The sequence below is a fragment of the Acidovorax sp. FG60 genome (assembly GCF_057808995.1).
The window spans coordinates 68139-87533 of sequence record NZ_JBMDJC010000019.1; the positions used below are offsets into that span (position 1 = coordinate 68139).

Below are 19395 nucleotides of genomic sequence, written 5' to 3' on the forward strand. Positions count from 1 at the left end.
CGATTCGTGTGCGCTTGACAGGTACCGGAGGGAACCCAATGAAAAAGTTACTCGCTCTTGCATGCTTTCTTGTCCCGGCGATCGCCTACCCGTGCGGTGCCAACGAATATGAGCAGTGTTACTCGGCCTGCCTCCTCCCGAGGCCGTTTGGTGGTGGTTGTGCCCAAGAGGTGAAGGACTGCAAGTGCCTCCCGAAGATCGGTGGCACAGTGGGGCAGATCGGAGAGGCCGGGAAGGACGCCGTGAACCACGTCGCAAAAGAGGTGGAGAAGCTTGGCCAAGACACTCTCACGACCATCAAGAAAGCCGGCGGAGACACCGTCAAAACGCTTGAGAAGGCCGGTGGCGACACGGTTACCACAATCGAAAAAGCTGGCGGGGACACTGTCAACACCTTCGTAAAGGCGGGTCAGGATGCAACAGCCACCTACGTGAAGGCATGGAAAGACTCGGCGGAGCAAACCAAGCGAAGTTTTCAGGACACAGTCGATGCGACGAACGCAGCCGCCAACTACACGACGAATCAGATCAAGTCCTATGAAAGCGCGCTGAAGAACGCGGACAGGCGCCTGCGCGAGGGCAAGGTCATTGACGCAATGTGGGGCCTGGGCGTTGAACCGTTGCAGGCCCAAGAAGCCAACTTCGCCAGAGCGACGCAGGAAAGCACGCTCATCGCCGCAGCCGCCTCGTCGGCCGCCGCGGTCTATGGTGGACCTGGTGGCGCTGCAGCGTATGCAGCATGGGCTACGTATCGAGCGACGGGCAACGCCGACCAGGCCCTTCGCGCCGGCTTTCTTGCTGCGGCAACCGCGCAGGCGGGTAGTTCGGTGTCCAGCATGCCCAGTGGAACCATGGGCGAGGTTGTCAAGAAATCCGCAATGGCAGGTGCGGCCGGAGGGATCGCGATTGCAGCCGCTGGGGGCGATGAGCAAGCGATCAAAGAGGGATTTCTAAAGTCGGCCGGAGCCGTGCTGGTACAAGCGGGAAACGACAAGGCGAAGGCGTTCTCGCCTAAGGCCAAGGACGCCTGGGACACCGTGCAGTGCATATCGGCCCGGGACGTTGACTGCGTGTCGAAAACGACATGGGCAAAAGATGCTCAGGGAAGGATCCTGAAGGATGCCAAGGGTAGGCCGCGTTTTGATACGTCGAAGCTCGATCCCCAGCAGTACATTGGCAAATGGACCGGGATTGATCCCAACTCGGTAGAGGGCAAGAAGAACGCGCTGATGGCGAAGATCTCCCAACTGCCCAAGATTGAAGCGATTCCGCTGATGAAGAATCGGTGGACTCTCACCTGGACGACTGGAAAGTCTGCCGCGATGGGCTACGGTCAGCCGACTGTGGTGTTGACCTACGTTGGTCCCAAGCCGCCCTTCACCTCCGTGGTGCGATATGGTCGTGGAGGTGATCCAATCGTTTGGACCAGCGAGGGGCCCTCGGGGGCCGTTGTTGGGAGCTACAACTGTACTTTGGCAGGCATCGGGCGAACGGTTCGCGTGACTCAGAAGGGTGATGGCTGCGATGCTATCTATCGGAGGGATGATGGCGGGCAGGACGTGATCTGGCACTCCGACCACCGCCCCGAGATCTGTGCCCAGAAGGCCGTTGCCTTCGTCACCAGCATGCGCGCCAAAGGTATGCAATGCTCCGCGAAATGAGGTGCATGGGTGGTGAGGTAGCTCCAGTTGGAGGGGCTGGTGGGCATTCTGTCGGCCGCCCCCGTTTAGGTGCAGGTGCGCGACAGTTCAGGGGTGTGCTGTGATCCTCCAGGGCTAGTTGGGCAGCAACGAGCGCAACACAGCAGGGCGCCCCGGTCGGCAAGGCAGAGACTGTCGCAGCAGTCGCGGAGAAGCTGGGCGCGCGATGCGCGGCGGGAAGTTGTAGCGCGTGCCCATGCACCGCGCCAGCCTGCCCACGTCGGTGGCTGCAGTGCCGGACTCCAAGGGCTGGCGCGCTGGTCAGCTGGCGTCGTGGATCGGGGGCACGAGTGGCGACTTACGCAAGATCGTCGAACTCGGCCCCGTCGCTCGGCCCTGGCGGCGGAACAATCATCGGTCTGGGCGGATAGAACCCTTGCCGTCCGCGGGCGTAGTCGTCGGTGAACTCGATAGCGTCCAAAGCGCGGGCCGTGACCGGATCCACCGGTTCGTTTTCCAGAACGACGATTTGGCCGGGGCCTTGGAAGCGGGAAAGCCAAGCGTAAAAGCTCGTGTTCACCGTGGCTGTGGGGATCTCCCGGTCCTTGTCCGGCGACTCTTTCTGGGCGTAGGCTTTCAGCGGCGAATCCAGCACGACGACGCCGAGGTGAGGGTGCCCACTTCTTAGAGCATGCTGCATCAAGGCTATCGTCATAGCGGACAGGAACAGGCCACGCTTGCCCGCTCCATAGCTTAGGCGTCTGCGGCCATCGATGACCAGGTCGCAGGCCTTCGGGTCGACGTATACAGACTGGATGGACGTGAACCCCCAGTCGTTGAGCATCTGGCGTGCGATCGCCCCGACGTCGTCGCCGTGCTGTCCAATGTTTCGAACGAGGGCCGTCTGCTTCTGTTTCGTGGCTTCCTTGAGGTGGTCGATTGCCGCCGTCAGCCGAACGGTCTCATCAAATGCGTCGATGAGTGATGACAACCGCGTATGGGACTCGGCGAGTTCGCGTGGGTCTGAGTCGAACTCCAGCGATGCACTACGAAGCACGGCCTTCTCCTGTTCCTCCAATGCCTTCAGCGATGTCGTAAGCCGTTGCACATCAGCAGTTGCGGCGGCGAGACGCGTCTGTTCTTGGGCCAGGGATGGCTGCAGTCCGCGACGGAGTGCGCGGATCTTTTCCGCCTCGGCCGCGATCGCGTCGCGGTACTTTGTTGGCGCCCGGGGCTTCAGGTTTCCGGGATCGACGTGCTGTTCTACCGACGTGCCGCAGAGTGGACAGGGAGTCTCCGTCAAGGCCTCGAAGAACTGGATGCCTTCGTCCGTGGCTCCGAGCCGGGCAAGGTCGCTCGAATACTTCAGGTCCAGCAGCGTGAAGCGTTCGCGCATCGACGTTGCACTGGCCTGTTGTGTCATCGCGGTACTCAGGGCTTCTCCCTCCGCAAATATCTGCTGCCGTAGCTCCTTCAGAACAGAAGAACGCGCCTGGAGTTGCGTGGCAAACATGTCCAGCCGCTCATCGACTTGCGCCAAAGCTGCAACGGCTGATGCTCGATCTGTGTCCGCTGGAATCACTCCCTGAAGGCGAGCCAGTTCCGCCTCGGCCGCCGCCAATCTTCCCTTGGCCTGGTCTTTTTCGGAAGCGGTCTTATAGAGCTCGACCGCGGAGTCATCAAGGCCGCTCAGGAACAGCGAGAAGGACGAGACGTGCTTGTCCTTGCCATGACCCTTACCCTTCGTCGCGTCCTCGGAAATCATTCCGGGCTGGGAGAGGAGCGCCCAATGCCGCAGGTCGTCACCAGTGATGGGGCCTTTTTCACTTCGCTTGCGAAGCACCTGTTTGCCTGCAGCGCCAGACAGCTGGACGAGCAGCTCGCCAAGATCCTGATTGACGTCTTCGAGCGGGTTCGGGGTACCGTCCCGAACCCAAAGATCGTCCAATCGCACCAGAACGCGCGCGGCACCGCCAGACATCGCCTTACGAACAAGGTATTCATGCTCACCATGCAGGAAGGCGAGCTCCAGCGAGTCGTATCCCTGCGACTCCGGAAACTGTTCGAGTGTCGCGGTGCCGCCCAGTAGGAACCAAATGCATTTCCAGATGTGCGACTTACCTGTATCACTCGGGCCGCGGATGAGGGTGCGTCGACCATCAAAGACGACAACGGCGGGCAAGAGGCCCGGACCATGAACCGACAGGTGCTTCAGCGTTATTGTCATTGGTGCTCCCTCGCGGCGGCACCTTCAAATTCGGCCCCCCACAGATAGCCTTGTTGGGCGAATCTCTCGGTCATGTCTCTCGAGCTTAGGGTGGCGAAGGTGGTGGCCGCCCAGCGGCACCGGCCTTCCAACTCACGCAGGTAGGGTGACGTCAACGCGCCGACCATGCTTCTAGCGGTGTCACCGGCGAAGTAGGTGATGCCGGCCTCATCCATGACCACGGCGACGAGACCGCGGGTGCTCATCAGGTATAGGCCTTGTGCGATGAGGTCACGGCGACTCATGTATTCGCTGCCGCGGTAGGGCACAGGCGTGTGAAGGCTAGGTGGCCCACCGAGATCGTCTGAATACACGATGGCGTAGTCGAGCAGGACCAGTTTTTGGAGGTCGGCGCCGGCCGGCTGCAAGGAATTGAGCAGATACACCATCCGAACGCCCAGTTCGAACGGCGAGTTGAAAGCGGCGAGAGGCTTGGACTTTTTCACTTGACCCACTTCAGCCTACCGGCGTTGGCGAGGTGATGGCAGGTGCCGGGCAGGTCCCCCCCACGAAGCTGGAGAGACAGACGGCTCTCCTGGACCTGCAGCGTCGACGCCTTTTCTACGGCAGCGTCGACCCGTTCCATACCCGTCTTTAGGCGGAGTTGGGCGACCGTGGGGCGGACGCCCGCATGGACCATGTCTAACAGCCGCTCGAACTCGGGCTCGTTGGGGTATATGTCGCGACTGAATCGTTGCAGTCCTTCAGCGCAATAGAAGACTTGTCGATGCGAATCGAAGTGGTCTTCGTAATCGCTGCCCTGGAGGTCAGCAAGGGCGACGGGCGATGCTTTGTGCTCGCTGTAGACGCGCAAGAGTTCGTCGACGTATACGCTCTCGTGCCCAGCGGGCTGGGCTGGCATCGGATCATCGTCGCCGCGTTCCGGCACGATTCCGAACTGTTGATAGTGGGCGGCCTTGTCGAGCGCGTGCCAGGCCAACAGGTCATGCACCGGGCACTCGATGAAGCGGTCAAAGTCGAAATCGTCGATTGCCGCCTGGACTTCCTTGGTCAACTCGGCGGCTCTGCCCTTCATGCCTGTGTTCTCGTTCTTCCATGCATCGATGAACTTTGCCTTGAAGGCAGCGGCCCCAGAGGCCATCGTGTTGTGTAGCTCGTTGCCCACCGCATGCGGGCAGCAGAAGTAGTAGAAATTTGGACGCGGGTAGGTCTTCAAGGCCAACTGCTTGAAGAACTTCGCCATCTCCGGAAATGCGTCGCTCTGCGTCAGTCCCTGCTTGTAGTGCTTGGCCTGGTACAAGTCCCACCCATCACGCACCAACGCCGGACCATACCGCGCCTCGATGTCGCGGCCGCCGTCGCCCGCCCCGCCTAGCCGCTTGATCGCCGCATATTGGGCGCCCCCTGAATGCACTCGCTGGCGCGCGGCTGCCAAAATGAACTCCTCCCACTGATCAGGGTTCAGCAGAAGAACTTGCGAGGATGGCTGGATGACACCGCCTGCGGTTACATGCTGGGTCTTCCGCGACTTGCGAGTCGTGCCTGGTTTTGGTGGCATGGATTTGGACTTGTCCCTGGTGCGATTTTTTAGCGATCACGCAAGCTCGGATTTTGCCAGGGTGGCGGTAGTGTGGGCACCATCCGCCGGCACTTGTTGAAGGGGTACAGAGATTGTCGCATCGCGCAGGAACGACGGGCTCATGCCGAGGTCGCGACAACCATCATCAACAGTCACGTGTTACGGATGGGCGGTGGCGTGCAGGCGTGGACTAGTTATCCAGCACCTAAGTGCAGCAAAGCAGACGCAGGCGAACGTCCGCAACCAGCCTGTAGCTGACCTTGAAATGCGACCGCAGTGGTCCGATAAAAAGTGTGTTATTGCTCACTTCCAGTTCAATCCTTTATCGCTGGCGCTCAGCTAGCTGGCGTTGATACGAGGTGCTCCCCAGGTTCACGGTCGCGGGGCGCCAAAATCTAAAGTTGAATGGCGGAACAACGAAAGTAGAGTGGCGTTCCGCACTTGTCGCGGACTGGCCCATTGAAGGGGGTGTTTCTTGTCGGACAGAACACGTGGTTACGATGACGGATTCTCAGGGAAGCGAATTATTTGCCACGCATGCTAATAGCCCTTATGATGCGTGCGTTTGAACAAAAAAATTGAAGCCTGCCTGTCGGGCATGGCCTCCACCGGCTGCCCACGGCAGCTTTTTGAAAATTTTGCGCTCGCTGGAGCCCTGGATCAAGATGGATAAATGATCAGGTGCAGTCAGTGGCGGCCGCAGACCTCTGGGACATGAGCCATGGCGCGCATGCGCTACTTCTGCGATCTGGGGCCCGGCCCCGAGCCGGTCCCGCTTCAGGGCGTGTGGCCCATGGCCAAGCCGGAGTTCGCGCAGCGCTTTCCTGGGATAGCCGGGCTGCGCGCCGACGGCTACTCGCCCTGGGTCGGCTATCCGCTGGAAGGCCCTGGCGGCCCGCTGCCCGTGACGCGGCGGATCGACTACAAGGCCCAGACTTCACGGCACGACTGCAACGCCAAGTGCCTGCATGGCAGCGCCACCGGGACGTGCGAGTGCCAGTGTGGAGGGAGCAACCATGGGCGCGGCGTGCTTTCGCGCCTGGTGAGCCCACCAGCGCAGCAGTCCGCGTCGGGTGCCACGGCCCACCGCGATGTGGCGCGCCCTATCGCCCAGGCGGGTGCCATGAAGAATCAACTTTTTATGCAAAATTTAGGTCTCCGGCTGGACGCAGCCACGGACTTTGCGATGGAGCCGCGACATGACTGAATACCTGCACGACATTCCAGGCCTCGCCGAGGCCATTGCCAGAGTGCCCGCCGATGGGCGCGACCCGCGCCACAAGGCACTGCTCAAAGTCCTGCGCGCAGTGCCCGGCCTGGAAGCCGTCGAGTTCGCCACCAGCCGCGGGAACTGCTACCTGGCCCAGCGCCGGGTTTTCACGGCGGCGGGCGCGCTCGTGCACGAGGACCTGGCGGCCTGGCTCTCGCAGGAGTTCGTGAACGACGGCGCGCGGGCCAGCGTCACCCACCAGCGCTTGCTCGCGGCCGACCTGCGGCTGAGCACCACGGAAATCACCTCGCTGTACCTGGTGGTCGACCGTGGCGGCGACGAGTCCAACTTCCTGCAGATCGAGGTCGAGCTTTCGAGCGAACGTCTGGAGAATCGGCTGATGCAGGACTATGGCTCGCCTCCGCGCGACGCCCGGGAGCTACTTTCCGAAGCCAAGGGGCAAGAGCTGCCGCCCAAGGAACAAACGCCCCTGGGGACGCCGCGCTACCGGCTGCGCCGGGTCGTCGATATGGCCCGGTTCATGGAATTGATAGACGCGGACGAGGAACTGCAGCGCGCCCGGGTGCGTGCCCTGCGGTTCACGGTGTCGGATCCCCAGTCCGAACAAGCGCCGCGTGTCGTTGGCTACAAAGAGATCGATCCCGGGCTCGACAAATACCCCGCCAAGGGCCGCCGCCTGTTCAAGGACTGGGCCGCGAGCAGTGCCGGGCAATCGGGCCAGCGGCTGTGCCGCCACTGGGTGATGCAGATCAGCGACTCGAAGGACAAAACCACGAACCGCCGCTGGGTGTCGCTGGTGCCGATGTGGACCTTCGACAAGAAGCTCGCCGAGGTGGAGTCGCGCAAGGGCAGCGTGCACGCGCTCTATGACAAGCTGTGCACCATCGACCGGCGCACGGGTGCCCCGTTTGCCTGGTTCTTCTATTTGCTGCACGGCAACCGCGTGCACGACGGGGCTGGCCACCGCGTTCTGGAGGCGGCCGAGGCCTGCCAGATCGACCTCCCCGAAAACGACTACCAGGTCCTGCGCCGCTGGCGTGACCGTGTGTATGGCTTCTAAAGCAGGCCCGGCCATCCGCTGGGACACCTCGGACCGCGCTGCGCACCTGCACCGCGTGCGGCAGCGCGAAGGCGAGATCCTGGGGCCCGAAGGTCGCGCGCGCATCGACGGGCGTGCCAGGGCCGTGCTCGCGCCCGCCAACGCGGACCGTATGCGACTCGTCAATGAGGCGATCGGGGCGCCTACGCGCGCGAAGGCCATCGTGTGGCTGCACCGTGCTGCCGACCGGCTCAGTCAGGCCGTGGCGCGCGAGGTCGCCTGCCGCCGGGGTTGCGATGCGTGTTGCCACCAAGACGTGGTGGTGTCCCAGGCCGAGGCTGAACTCATTGGACGGGCCATCGGCCACCGGCCTGCGGCCGCTCCCCCCGGCGCCGTGTCCGTGGGGCGAGACCTGCACGAACCGCCCCCGATGGCGGCACGGCACACCGGCCAACCATGCACCTTCCTTGACGCGGGCGAATGCGGGATCTTTAGGCACCGCCCGCTCGTGTGCCGTCTGCACGCGAACTTTGACGAGGACGCATTGCTGTGCCAGATCGTGCCAGGGGAGTCGATTTCCGTCCCGTATGTGGACACGTCCATCGAAAAGGCGGTCTACCACGTCAGTGTGGCCGCAGGAGGCCTGGTGGCGGACATCCGGGACTGGTTTCCGTCAGAAATCGGGGAGCAATAGCAGTGGACATGGATGCGATGAACGTAGTGCACCAGCAGCTCGCGCCGGAAGTGCGCTATGTCGCCTGGAGCAGCAACTGTGCCGGCGAGGTGCTCGCCCAAGGAAGCTCGGCCGACGGCCTGCACATCGGGCACTTCCAAGGGGACGCGGAGCTGGCCGCGTTTGTCGTCGCGGCGCATGACGCCTGCCGAGCACAGGAGAACCGGGAATGATCACCAGAGGGCACTTCATTGGGGAGATCGTGGATGCGTTCACGGGCATCTCAGAGCGGGTCGAGACCCGCAACCGCTTGGGTATCACCGACATGAGCGTCTTCACCGAGGCCTTTGTGGGCGAGCTGCTAAACGCGGTGCTGGGTACGAACTTGCATTCGCTCAACGATGAGCGTCCGAACGAGCCCGGTCTCGACCTGGGAGACAGCGGCGGACGGTACGGAATCCAGGTAACCGCCACGGCCTCGAGCCAGAAGGTGCGCCACACCCTGGACGCCCTGACCGCCGAGCAGGCGAAGGCCTACGAGCGAATCGTGGTGTTTTGCCTGGGCAAGAAGCAAGGCAGCTACAGCGTCGAGGGGCCATTCAAGCATGGCGTGACCTTCGATCCCGAGAAGGATATTTGGGACTTCACCGAGATCGCCCGCATGGTGCTGGCCTTGCCGCTCGACAGGCTGCAGGCAGTCCACCAGGTCGTCCGCCGGAACACCGTCCAGCTGTTGGTGGAGCTGGAGGTCCCCGACGAGAAAGGCCACTACCCTACAAATGGCTATGACAAGTGGGAGGCACGGCCGCCGCTCAAATTCGGTGACGGCAAGGCTTACTTGGAGTTCTACCAAAAGGCGTTCGGCGAGCTCGAAGACGAAACGAAGGTCGAAATCGCGAAGGCATTGCCGATCCTGGCCAAGAAGCTGCACCGTTTGCCGCGAGTGACCCGGGAATTCTTGGCCATGCTGATCGAACGCCGCGAGCATCGCGAGCCAAGGCGCAACTTTCGCGAAGCTGCGATTCACGCGGAGTTAAACAAGGTGCTGCGCGAGTGTGGCGGCAAGGTCAAGGAAGAGCTGGACCTTTTGATCTATGAAGGCCTCGTTGCTGTCGATGACGATGATCCGCACGAATCTGGCGCCCCTGAGATCTTCATGGACCTCACCGATAGCATTCCGTTGCGTGAGGGTCTGGTCGATTTCATCGAGAGCCGTGGCCTGACGGTGCGCCAGGTGATCGGTGGCGCCGACCTTTCCTCGTTTTAGTGACAGGCCACGCACAGTGAAACGTTCGAAGAAGGCCCGAGCTGCAAAGGCGGTGCCGATCAAGCCTGGACGCTGCTTCCCCAGCCCTGCCCCAGCTGCCCGTGGCGCCTGGACCAGACTGCGAAGGACATCCCGGGGTTTTCTGTCGCGAAGGCGTGCGACCTGGGGGGCACCTGCCCGGATGCGCGTGGACACGGGCCGGACTTTGACGCCAAGGTGTTCGCGTGCCACCAGTCGAGGGTTGGCGAGGAATTCGCCTGTGCCGGCTGGCTGGCGACCGTCGGCCACTGCCATCCCAAGGTGCGGCTGGCCTGTGTCCAGGGCCGGGTGCCGGAGGCCTCGCTGGCGCCTGGCCGGGATTGGCCTGCACTGCACGCGAACTATGGCGATGTGTTGCACAAGCTGGAGGAGTCCGCCGATGACCGTACAGCCTAGCTCGGGGGGGTGCCATGCCTGACACTTCAGCACGCGCTCTGAGCGGAACCCCGGTTGTCGACGACCATGGCCACGCGCTCGAGGCGCCCGAAGCCGCCGCGCCGCGGCGCCGGCGCGGGCGTCCGACTGGCGCGCGGGCGAAGACCACGGAGCGGCCCATCACCGCGGATGACGTCGCCTTCCTTCGGGCCACCGTGCAGGGCGTGGATGCGCGCGTAGCCGCTGAGCAGTATCTATCCTACCTGGGCGTGGCGATCGAGCGCAAAGCGGCCGACAGCTACGGCGATCAGCTGCGCGGGCGCGTCCTTGCGATGGCCTCGACCTGGCCAGAACTTGCCGAGCAGGCGGCAATCGTGTGGCCGGAGGGCGCTGACCCCGCGGTGAAGGGGGCGGATCAAGCTCTCGCGCCCCCGGCCCCGGGCGAGTCGGCGGTGGAAACCCGCCCTAGCTTGCAGGAATTCGCGGGGCGGTTCGACGCCGACATGTACTCGGAAGCCGAGCTCATTGAGCTGTATGAGGAGGAGTTTGGTGCGGCTGCGTCGCACACCGAAGTCAGCTGCCCTGCCCCGGCGGCAAGCCCGGAAAATGCCCAGGCTGGCGCAGGCGACTTCCGCCGCAAGCTGCACGCGCTGGACTGGATGGACCGACGCCTCGCGGTGCGGCCGCAGCGAGAGGATGCGGTCGCGCAATGGCTCCAACTAACACCGGCGCAGACGCAGGCACTACGCGACGCCGGGGTGGTCAACCTGGGCAACTTGCGCGACTGGATGGCGCTCAAAGGCGTGCGCTGGTGGAATTCGATACCCCGGTACGGGCGGGTGCGCGGGCGCAGACTGCAAGGATGGCTGGACCAAAGCGGCATCCTGCCCGACAACGGCCTGGAGTATCCGATGCGCGCCCGGGCCGGTGAGATCCAGGAATACCGCGGCCAGCTCGTGCCCTTCGGAGAAATGATATGGCCGCCGGCGTTGCGGGGCGCGGTAGGCGGCTTTCGCGGAACGATAAATACGCTGGGTGCTCAAGACGACCTGCAGGCGATACAGCGGTGGTTCGACACCTTGCGCGACAACAGCCCGGCGACACAAGAGGCCTACAGGCGCGCGATCGAGCGGCTGGCGCTGTGGGCGATCACCGAGCGCGGCCGAGCGATCTCGGCACTGGAGTCACCTGATCTGAAGATGTTCTTCGATTTCTTGCGAGCGCCGCCAGCCCACTGGGTCCAGGTGCGCGTCCGCACGCGGGCAGCCTCCGACTGGCGTCCCCTTAAAGGCCCACTCAGCGCAGCGAGCATGCTGCAGACCAGCGCGGCGGTGCGACAGATGCTCACCTACTGGTATGGCACGGGCTACCTGGCACTCAACCCGGCGGTGGGCATGCGGGGGCCCAAGCGCACCGAGGTCAAGATGGACGTCATGCGCTCCTTCAGCGCCCAAGACAAGGAAGTCATCCGCACCGTGGTGACCAGCATGGACGATGGACCGCGCAAGCGCCGGCTCATTGCGATGATCCGGCTGCTGCAGACAGCAGGCCTGCGCCGCGACGAGGCTGCCAGAATGACCTGGTCGCATCTCGAGCGCATGCGCATCGATGGCGAGGCCTCCGACAGCTGGGCGCTGCGTTTCGAGGGGAAGGGCAAGCGGGAGCGGATCGTTCCGCTGCAGGATGCAACGATCGAAGCGCTGCAGGCACACCGTGCCGACCGTATCGCGCTCGCTGAGTCGGGTGAGTTGAATGTGTTCAAGAACCTGGAGCCCTCAACGATGCCGCTGCTGGGCATTCTCGATGAGCGGCTAGCCGGAAAGAGCGAAGGAAGCGACGGCGACATGCCCCATAACGCACGGCGAGAAGGGAATGCCGACGGCGGATTGAGCGCGGCGCGCATCTACGGGCTGCTCAAAGAGTTCTTTAGGAAATGCGCGAAGATCGCGGGGCCGAAGAGTTCGGATTTTTTGGCGGCCTCAACGCATTGGATGCGCCACACATTTGCGCATGACACGATTGCAGCCAACAAAGGTCAAGATGGCGCACTGGCGGTGGCGCAGGCGCTGCTGGGCCACGCCGACATCAACACCACGATGATCTATGTGAAGGCAGAGCTGTCCTCGCGCAAGGAGACCGTGGACAAGATCCAGTCCATTGTTTGAGTCATGCACTTCGCATTTCCTCAGGTCTTGAAGTTTCCTTTGGCGGTGAAGATGTAAAAGTAGCCGATGCCGGTTCCGCCTGGTGTCGACAAACTGCAGTCACTATCAACACTAAGGCGATCCCACGACACGAGGCCTTTAGTACCAGCCTTCACTGCCTTGTCCTCAGCATCTCGCTTTGCCCTATTGCACCCTTCGACGGGATTTGGAGGATTGATTGAGCCCGCTGCAATTGCGGCGGTGCCTTCTATCTTCTTAGTTTGAGCGTGTGCGACGCAGCAAGCCGCCATGCCAACGCAGACGATTAAAAATGACCTGTTCAGGCGTTTCATGAGGACTCCTTTGATGGTGTTTAAGCCTTCAATATATGCCTACGCAGGCGCCCGCCGCCAGTCACGTAGGGCCGCTTCAAACGCTAAGCCTTGAACAACTAGATGCTGCTCACGACAAGCGCAACCAGGGCCACCACGAGCGCCGCAGCCGCGACCAACAGGTCTGCGGTGGCGCTAACTCGCGCGAAGTACAAGCTCCACCTCTCGCTGGTCGTATGTTCACGCCCTGCCAGGTCCATCTCGCCTCTGGCTGGAGACTCATGCCGAATGCTCTCCTGAATCCATTCCTCGATGGCCTGGTGGATCTCGTGGTTCCAGCGATCGGTGAACTTCAGAAAGCCGCATAAGAATGCGAGTGTGACGCCCATCGCCAGCAAGAAGGAAAAGAGCTGACGACCAACTAGTCCATGGTTCCAGAATTGCTTGTGGGCGACGGGATGGCCTGTAGCTCTATTGGCCTAGTCGCGCCCGCCTTTGGTCAGGTGCTTCTCAGTCTCTGACGCCTGCTCAAGTTCCGAATCCAGGTGTTTTGCAAAGGCTCAGAAAGAAAGTCCCATATTGTTGGCGCCGATTGAATCTTGACAGATAGATGGAGCGTTGGCTGTGCTGGCGCAGGGTGCGCGCCAAGGCGTCGAAGCGGGCCAGGGCGAGGTTGGCCAGCCGCCTCACTCTTGGTTTTGGCGCGCCAGCCGTCCAACAATGGCCTGCCCCATCCCAGGGCGGCGCCGGGGCGCGCGTTTTGCCTATTTTGAGAGCATCAATCCTAACGGCTGACGCCATCGGCAGCTGCGTCCGCGCGGCGCGCGCACAAACTGGGCTGTTGGAGCCGAAAGGCCGGGTTTGACTGCTCTATGATGGATGTTGTCGGGGCGTTGGGAGAAAAATGACGCAGCCGACGCACAAGCCGAGCCGCAGGCCTCCTGCCGGCGACGCCAATAAGAAATAGCGATGGGGGCATCCGCACTTTCAGCCACAGGCGACGCCTGTGGCTGGCAGGGCTGTGGCCCCCATTACATGGGGCCGGGATGAATATTGCGCTGATCGAGCAGAACGTTAAACAGGTCTTGCTCACGTCCAATCAAGAGACGTTCATTTTTGATTTGCTCCTGGCCTATGGAAAACCCAAGGCCTCGATCAACCGCCTGCAGGCTTCGGGAACGTCGAGCTACAACCTCTCCAAAGAGGCAGGGGTTGTCCTGTGGAAGAGCAATGTTTGCTTTGTCGCCACTGAGCCCGGAAATTGCGAGGCCGTCGTCGAGCGGTGCAAGGCTTCCGACGCCGTCGCCAAGCACAAGCCCCGGTTCCTGTTCGCCACCGACTTCGTCGATCTGGTGGCCTTCGACGCCAAGGCCAACGAGACGCTGCGCATCCCATTCGTGAGCCTGTCGGCCCACTTCGACTTCTTCCTGCCCTGGGCTGGCATGGAGAAGTCCCGCCACGCCTCGGACAACCCGGCCGATGTGAAGGCGGCCGAGAAGATGGCCAAGCTCTACGACATCATCGAGGCAGACAACCCGACCACGAGCGCCAAGGAGAAGCACAGCCTCAATGTGTTCCTCTCGCGCATCCTGTTTTGCTTCTTCGCCGAAGACACGGAGATTTTTCCGAAAAAGCTGTTCACCAACAGCGTCGAGTCGCACACGTCCAAAGACGGCAGCGACTTGTCCGAGTATCTCGACACGCTCTTCGTCGTCCTCAACACCAAGGACACCAAGAATTTTCCGGCCTACCTGCAAACCTTCCCCTATGTAAACGGTGGCCTGTTCGCGGAGAAGCACCCGGTCCCGCAGTTCTCCAAGCGTTCGCGCGACCTGCTCATCCAGTGCGGGGCTGACTTGAATTGGTCGGAGATCAACCCGGACATCTTCGGCTCCATGATCCAGGCCGTGGTGGATGTCGAGCAGCGCAGCAGCATGGGCATGCACTACACGTCGGTGCAGAACATCATGAAGGTGATCGAGCCGCTGTTCCTGACTGAGCTGCGCGAGGAGTTCGAGAAGAACAAGAAGAGCCAGAAAAAGCTCGAAGAGCTTCTACAGCGGCTCACGCAGATCAACGTCTTCGACCCCGCCTGCGGCTCCGGCAATTTCCTGATCATTGCCTACAAGGAGATTCGCAAGCTGGAGATGGAAATCATCAACCAGCTCTGTGAGCTCAACCGCCAGGCCGACTTTGGCCTCTCGGCCATCCAGCTCTCGCAGTTTTACGGCATCGAGCTCGACGACTTCGCACACGAGGTCGCCATCCTGTCGATGTGGCTGGCTGAGCATCAGATGAACTTGGTGTTTCTTTCTAAGTTCGGTCGCGCGTTGCCGACGCTGCCCCTCAAGCCCAGCGGCAACATCGTCTGCGCCAACGCGACGGTGATCGACTGGGAGGATGTGTGCCCGCGTAGCGACAAGAAGACGGTCTACCTGCTGGGCAACCCGCCGTACCTGGGTGCTCGCAACCAAAGCGTGGAGCAGAAGGCCGAGCTCAGCGGCGTCTTCGAGGGCCATGATGACTACAAGGACTCGGACTACGTCTCGGCCTGGATTCTCAAAGGCGCGAAATACATCCGCGACACCGATTCCAAGTTCGCGTTCGTCACAACCAACTCCATCTGCCAAGGCGAGCAGGTCTCATACATCTGGCCGCGCGTGCTGGCCCAGGGCTTGGAGATCGACTTCGCCCACCAGCAGTTTAAGTGGAGCAACCGCGCGAAGAAAAATGCCGGCGTCGCCTGCGTGATAGTCGGCGTGCGGCGCGTGTCGAAGAAGCCCAAATACATCTTCCACGACGGCACGCGCGCCACCGTGTCCAACGTCAGCCCATACCTCACCGAGGGCACGGACACTTGCGTCGCCCGCACCTCCGAGATCATTTCCGACCTGCCCGTCATGATGATCGGCAGCATGGCTCGCGACGGCGGAAATCTGATCATGAAGGCGGAGCAGAAGGACGAGATCGTCGCGCGCTATCCAAACAGCCTGCCGTTGTTCAAGATGCTCACCGGCACCAACGAGTTCATCAAGGGCGAGTTCCGCTGGTGTCTGTGGATCGAGGATGAGCAGCTCGATTTGGCGCGCTCTATCCCGCCAGTGTGGGCTCGCGTCCAGGCGGTCAAGAAGTTCCGGGCGGACTCGAAGGCCAAGACCACCAACGAATACGCCAAGATTCCCCACAAGTTCGCGCAGCGCTGCTATCGCGAGCTTCCCTCCATCGTGGTGCCATCGACGACGTCCGAGCGCCGCGAATACGTGCCCATCGGCTACCTGCAGCCTGGCGTGGTCATCACCAACTCGGCCAACGCGATCTACGACGCCTCCACGTTCGTCTTCGGTTTGGTGTCTTCCAAGCTCCACATCGTTTGGGTCAGGGGCATTGGCGGCGAGCTTGAGTCGCGGCTGCGGTATTCGGCCGAGGTTTGCTACAACACGTTCCCAGTCCCGAAGGTCAGTTCAGCTCAGAAGAAGGCTGTCGAGGTCGCTGCGATTCGCGTGCTCGACCGGCGTGAGCAATACTCAGACCTGAGCATCGAAGTCCTCTACGACCCCGACACCATGCCGGAGGATCTCAAGGCGGCCCATGCCGCCTTGGACGAAGCGGTGGACCGCATTTACAAGCCGCGTGGCTTTGCCAACGACGAAGACCGTTTGGAGCATTTGCTCCGGCTCTACGAGGACATGAGGGAAGCGCATGCCTAATCTTGTTGAAGTCTCCTATGCCCAGACGGGCGCGAGCACGAAGACCAACGACATGGGCATGCGTGAGATGCAGGCCCGGGCCTTCGAGGCGCGCAACGAGCAATACCTGCTGCTCAAGGCGCCGCCCGCGTCGGGCAAGAGCCGCGCGCTGATGTTCTTGGCGCTCGACAAGCTCAAGAACCAGGGCATCCGCAAAGCCATCATCGCCGTTCCTGAGCGCTCCATCGGATCGTCGTTCGCTTCGACGCCACTTTCCGATCACGGCTTCTTCGCCGACTGGGTGGTCCGGCCTGAGCACAACCTCTGTACGCCCGGCGGCGACCAGGGCAAAGTCAAGGCATTCGTGACTTTCCTTGAGGGCGATGGTGACGTTCTGGTCTGCACCCACGCCACTCTACGTTTTGCCTTCGAGGCCATCGAAGAGGAACTGCTCAACGATTGCGTCCTGGCCATCGACGAGTTCCACCACGTCTCGGCCGACGTGGATAGCAAGCTCGGCTTCATGCTGCGCAGCGTGATGCAGAAGTCCACGGCCCACGTCATCGCGATGACGGGTTCTTATTTCCGGGGCGACAGCGTGCCTGTGCTGCTGCCCGAGGACGAGGCCAAGTTCGTCAAGGTCACATACAACTACTATGAGCAGCTCAACGGCTACACCTACCTCAAGTCGCTGGGCATTGGTTATCACTTCTACCAGCGCCAATACCTGTCGGCCATCGCCGCCGTGCTCGACACCGACAAGAAGACGATCCTGCACATCCCAAGCGTGCGCTCCGGCGAATCGACCCAGGACAAATACAACGAGGTGGACTCGATCCTCGACGCCATTGGGACGGTGAAGGCGCAAGACCCGGATACGGGCGTCATCTTGGTCGAGCGCAAAGGCGACGGAAAGCTGCTCAAGGTCGCCGACTTGGTCCACGACGAACCCAAGGCGCGCGACAAGATCGTGGGCTACTTGCGAACCATTTCCTCGCCGGACGACTTGGACATCATCATTGCCTTGGGCATGGCCAAAGAGGGCTTCGACTGGGCGTTCTGCGAGCACGCGCTGACGGTTGGCTACCGGGGGTCGCTTACCGAAATCATCCAGATCATCGGCCGCTGTACGCGCGACAGCCCGAACAAGCCGCACGCGCAGTTCACCAATCTGATCGCGCAGCCCGACGCGCACGACGACTTGGTCAAGCTCGCCGTCAACAACATGCTCAAGGCCATCACTTGCTCGCTGCTGATGGAGCAAGTTCTGGCCCCGAACTTCAAGTTCAAGACCAAGCACTCCGAGGACGACAAGGCCGGGCCGGGCGAAATCAAGATCGGCGGGTTCAAGGAGCCGTCCTCGAAGCGGCTCAAAGACATCATCGACACCGACCTCAATGACTTGAAGGCCGTCATCCTGCAAGACGACACGATGCTCAAGGCCATGCCGGGCAACGTGGACCCCGAGGTCATCAACAAGGTTTTGATCCCCAAGATCATCAAGCTGAGGTATCCCGACCTGTCTGACGACGAAGTCGAAACGGTGCGCCAACACATCGTGGCCGACTCCGTCTTGAAGAGTGGCGAGTTCAAGGAGGACGGCGACCGGCGGTTCATCAAGATGGCAGGCAAGTTCGTCAACATCGACGACTTGCACATCGACCTGATCGATCAGATTAACCCGTTCCAAGCGGCGTTTGAAATCTTGTCTAAGTCGGTGACTGCCGGCGTCTTGAAGACGATTCAGGAGGCCATCGAGGCCACGCGCATCGTGATGACCCCGGAAGAGGCCGTCATGCTCTGGCCCAAGATCAAGGACTTCACGCGCGTCCACGGGCGCCCGCCTAGCCATCAGGCCACAGACGCCTTGGAGGCTCGCATGGGCGAGGCGCTCATCTACATCCGTAACCAGCGTCGCCAGCAGGGCGTATGAAGCTCGAAGACCTCCTGAAGATTGTCGGCGACGACGACCTTGACTTGCTCAAGGTCAAGCCAGCCGGCTCGGGCGCCATGGCCGCTGACGCGCGCTTGGTGGCCTCGTTCAGGGAAGTCGAGGAGTTCGTCAGAAGGCATGGCCGCGAGCCCCAGGCCAATCACGCGGACATGCACGAGTTCAAGCTCAATAGCCGCTTGGCTGGCATACGGGCCAGCAAAGCTAAGGCGGAGTCGCTCATGGCTATCGACACTCATGGTTTGCTTGGCAAGCCGGTCGAGTCAGTCGGCGAGATATTTGAAGACGACGACATTGGGCTGCTCGGCGCCACGGACGACGACATCTTCAACCTGCGCCACGTTCCCGCGACCATTGCGATGCCCGACAAGATCGCGCAGCGAAAGCCCTGCGAGGACTTCGAGCAGTTCGAGCCGTTGTTCAAGCAGTGCTTTGAGGAACTGGCCGCTGGCGTGCGCGAGATGCGCGCCTTCACGGGCGAGCAGCAGATCAAGGTCGGGCACTTCTTCGTCCTCAACGGCATCACGGCCTATGTGGCTGAGGTGGGCGAGAAGGAGATCAAGAACAAGAAGGTGAATGCCCGCCTGCGGTGCATCTTTGAGAACGGCACCGAGTCGAACATGCTGCTGCGGTCCCTGGCGACCGAGCTGTACAAAGACCCGACGGGGCGGCGCATCCTCGACTCCCATGACAAGGCGCTCGAGGAGTTGGAGCTCATCAAGGAGGACGACAAGTCCACCGGCTACGTCTATGTTCTCAGCTCGTCCAGCGAGAAGCCAGAGATCAAGGCGATCCAGAACCTCTACAAGATCGGGTTCTCAAGCGTGCCCGTCGAGGCGCGCATCAAGAACGCCAAGCAGGAGCCCACCTACCTGATGGCCGCAGTGAAGATCGTCTCGGTCTACCAGTGCTACAACCTCAAACCGCAGAAATTCGAGGCGCTGCTCCACGCCTTCTTCGGCAAGCATTGCCTTGAAGTGCAGGTCGCGGACTCGGCCGGCAATTTCCACACGCCCCGAGAATGGTTCATCGCGCCGTTGCCTTGCATCGAGCTCGCGATCCAGCTCTTGATCAATGGCGAGATCGTGCATTACCGCTATGACGGCGACTCCCAAGAAGTGATCGAGCGATAGAGGGCAAGCCAGGATAAAGGCAGTTTTGATTCATAAGCCTTTAGGTTATGTTGGTTGAATTTCTTATATCGGATAGAAA

16 protein-coding genes are annotated in these 19395 nt (G+C 61.6%); 11 read left to right on the plus strand and 5 right to left on the minus strand.

From position 1 onward, the window contains the following. The first annotated feature begins 38 nt into the window (after positions 1–38). On the plus strand, positions 39–1661 hold the full coding sequence (locus ACODS0_RS22240) for a hypothetical protein (RefSeq protein WP_488837191.1): 1623 nt from the start codon (positions 39–41) through the stop codon (positions 1659–1661). Positions 1662–1998: 337 nt separating this feature from the next. Here the strand turns inward: ACODS0_RS22240 and ACODS0_RS22245 are convergent, their stop codons facing one another. From ACODS0_RS22245 to ACODS0_RS22255, 3 genes are read right to left on the minus strand one after another with little or no spacing between them, the layout of a single operon-like run. Then, positions 1999–3867: a hypothetical protein gene (locus ACODS0_RS22245; RefSeq protein ID WP_488837193.1), complete on the minus strand. Its 1869-nt coding sequence runs from the start codon at positions 3865–3867 to the stop codon at positions 1999–2001. After that, positions 3864–4352: an ABC-three component system middle component 2 gene (locus ACODS0_RS22250; RefSeq protein ID WP_121729233.1), complete on the minus strand. Its 489-nt coding sequence runs from the start codon at positions 4350–4352 to the stop codon at positions 3864–3866. Before ACODS0_RS22250 ends, ACODS0_RS22245 begins: the two co-directional genes overlap by 4 nt. After that, positions 4349–5425, minus strand: a complete 1077-nt coding sequence (locus ACODS0_RS22255; RefSeq protein ID WP_488837195.1) for an ABC-three component system protein — start codon at positions 5423–5425, stop codon at positions 4349–4351. The genes ACODS0_RS22250 and ACODS0_RS22255 overlap by 4 nt, the downstream gene beginning before the upstream one ends. A 742-nt stretch (positions 5426–6167) precedes the next feature. Here ACODS0_RS22255 and ACODS0_RS22260 point away from each other — a divergent pair. From ACODS0_RS22260 to ACODS0_RS22290, 7 genes are all read left to right on the plus strand, one after another. After that, entirely contained in the window at positions 6168–6653 is a 486-nt protein-coding gene (locus ACODS0_RS22260; RefSeq protein ID WP_488837197.1) for a hypothetical protein, read from the plus strand. After that, on the plus strand, positions 6646–7737 hold the full coding sequence (locus ACODS0_RS22265) for a hypothetical protein (protein WP_488837199.1): 1092 nt from the start codon (positions 6646–6648) through the stop codon (positions 7735–7737). Before ACODS0_RS22260 ends, ACODS0_RS22265 begins: the two co-directional genes overlap by 8 nt. Then, positions 7727–8410: a YkgJ family cysteine cluster protein gene (locus tag ACODS0_RS22270; protein ID WP_488837201.1), complete on the plus strand. Its 684-nt coding sequence runs from the start codon at positions 7727–7729 to the stop codon at positions 8408–8410. Before ACODS0_RS22265 ends, ACODS0_RS22270 begins: the two co-directional genes overlap by 11 nt. 8 nt (positions 8411–8418) lie before the next feature. Beyond that, the gene (locus tag ACODS0_RS22275; protein WP_488837203.1) at positions 8419–8622 is read left to right on the plus strand and encodes a hypothetical protein; all 204 of its coding nucleotides are present in this window, start codon (positions 8419–8421) and stop codon (positions 8620–8622) included. Continuing rightward, positions 8619–9656 (plus strand): SMEK domain-containing protein, encoded by a 1038-nt coding sequence (locus ACODS0_RS22280; RefSeq protein ID WP_488837205.1) that lies wholly within the window; start codon positions 8619–8621, stop codon positions 9654–9656. The genes ACODS0_RS22275 and ACODS0_RS22280 overlap by 4 nt, the downstream gene beginning before the upstream one ends. A gap of 72 nt (positions 9657–9728) precedes the next feature. Next, a complete protein-coding gene (locus tag ACODS0_RS22285) occupies positions 9729–10091 on the plus strand; it encodes a DUF6283 family protein (RefSeq protein WP_488837265.1) in 363 nt (120 codons plus the stop codon). Positions 10092–10105: 14 nt separating this feature from the next. Further along, positions 10106–12235 carry a site-specific integrase gene (locus ACODS0_RS22290; protein WP_488837207.1) on the plus strand — a complete coding sequence of 710 codons (2130 nt, stop codon included), beginning with the start codon at positions 10106–10108 and terminating at the stop codon, positions 12233–12235. 20 nt (positions 12236–12255) lie between these two features. On the opposite strand, the gene ACODS0_RS22295 is transcribed toward ACODS0_RS22290, so the two are convergent. After that, entirely contained in the window at positions 12256–12567 is a 312-nt protein-coding gene (locus ACODS0_RS22295) for a hypothetical protein (protein WP_488837209.1), read from the minus strand. Between the two features lie 98 nt (positions 12568–12665). Next, positions 12666–12935, minus strand: coding sequence for a hypothetical protein (locus ACODS0_RS22300; RefSeq protein WP_488837211.1), 270 nt, complete (start codon positions 12933–12935; stop codon positions 12666–12668). 657 nt (positions 12936–13592) lie between these two features. Here ACODS0_RS22300 and ACODS0_RS22305 point away from each other — a divergent pair. From ACODS0_RS22305 to ACODS0_RS22315, 3 genes are read left to right on the plus strand one after another with little or no spacing between them, the layout of a single operon-like run. Continuing rightward, positions 13593–16253: a DNA methyltransferase gene (locus tag ACODS0_RS22305; RefSeq protein ID WP_488837213.1), complete on the plus strand. Its 2661-nt coding sequence runs from the start codon at positions 13593–13595 to the stop codon at positions 16251–16253. Further along, positions 16246–18165: a DEAD/DEAH box helicase gene (locus ACODS0_RS22310; RefSeq protein WP_488837215.1), complete on the plus strand. Its 1920-nt coding sequence runs from the start codon at positions 16246–16248 to the stop codon at positions 18163–18165. The genes ACODS0_RS22305 and ACODS0_RS22310 overlap by 8 nt, the downstream gene beginning before the upstream one ends. After that, positions 18162–19316, plus strand: coding sequence for a GIY-YIG nuclease family protein (locus tag ACODS0_RS22315; protein WP_488837217.1), 1155 nt, complete (start codon positions 18162–18164; stop codon positions 19314–19316). The genes ACODS0_RS22310 and ACODS0_RS22315 overlap by 4 nt, the downstream gene beginning before the upstream one ends. The last annotated feature ends 79 nt before the right edge of the window (positions 19317–19395 follow it).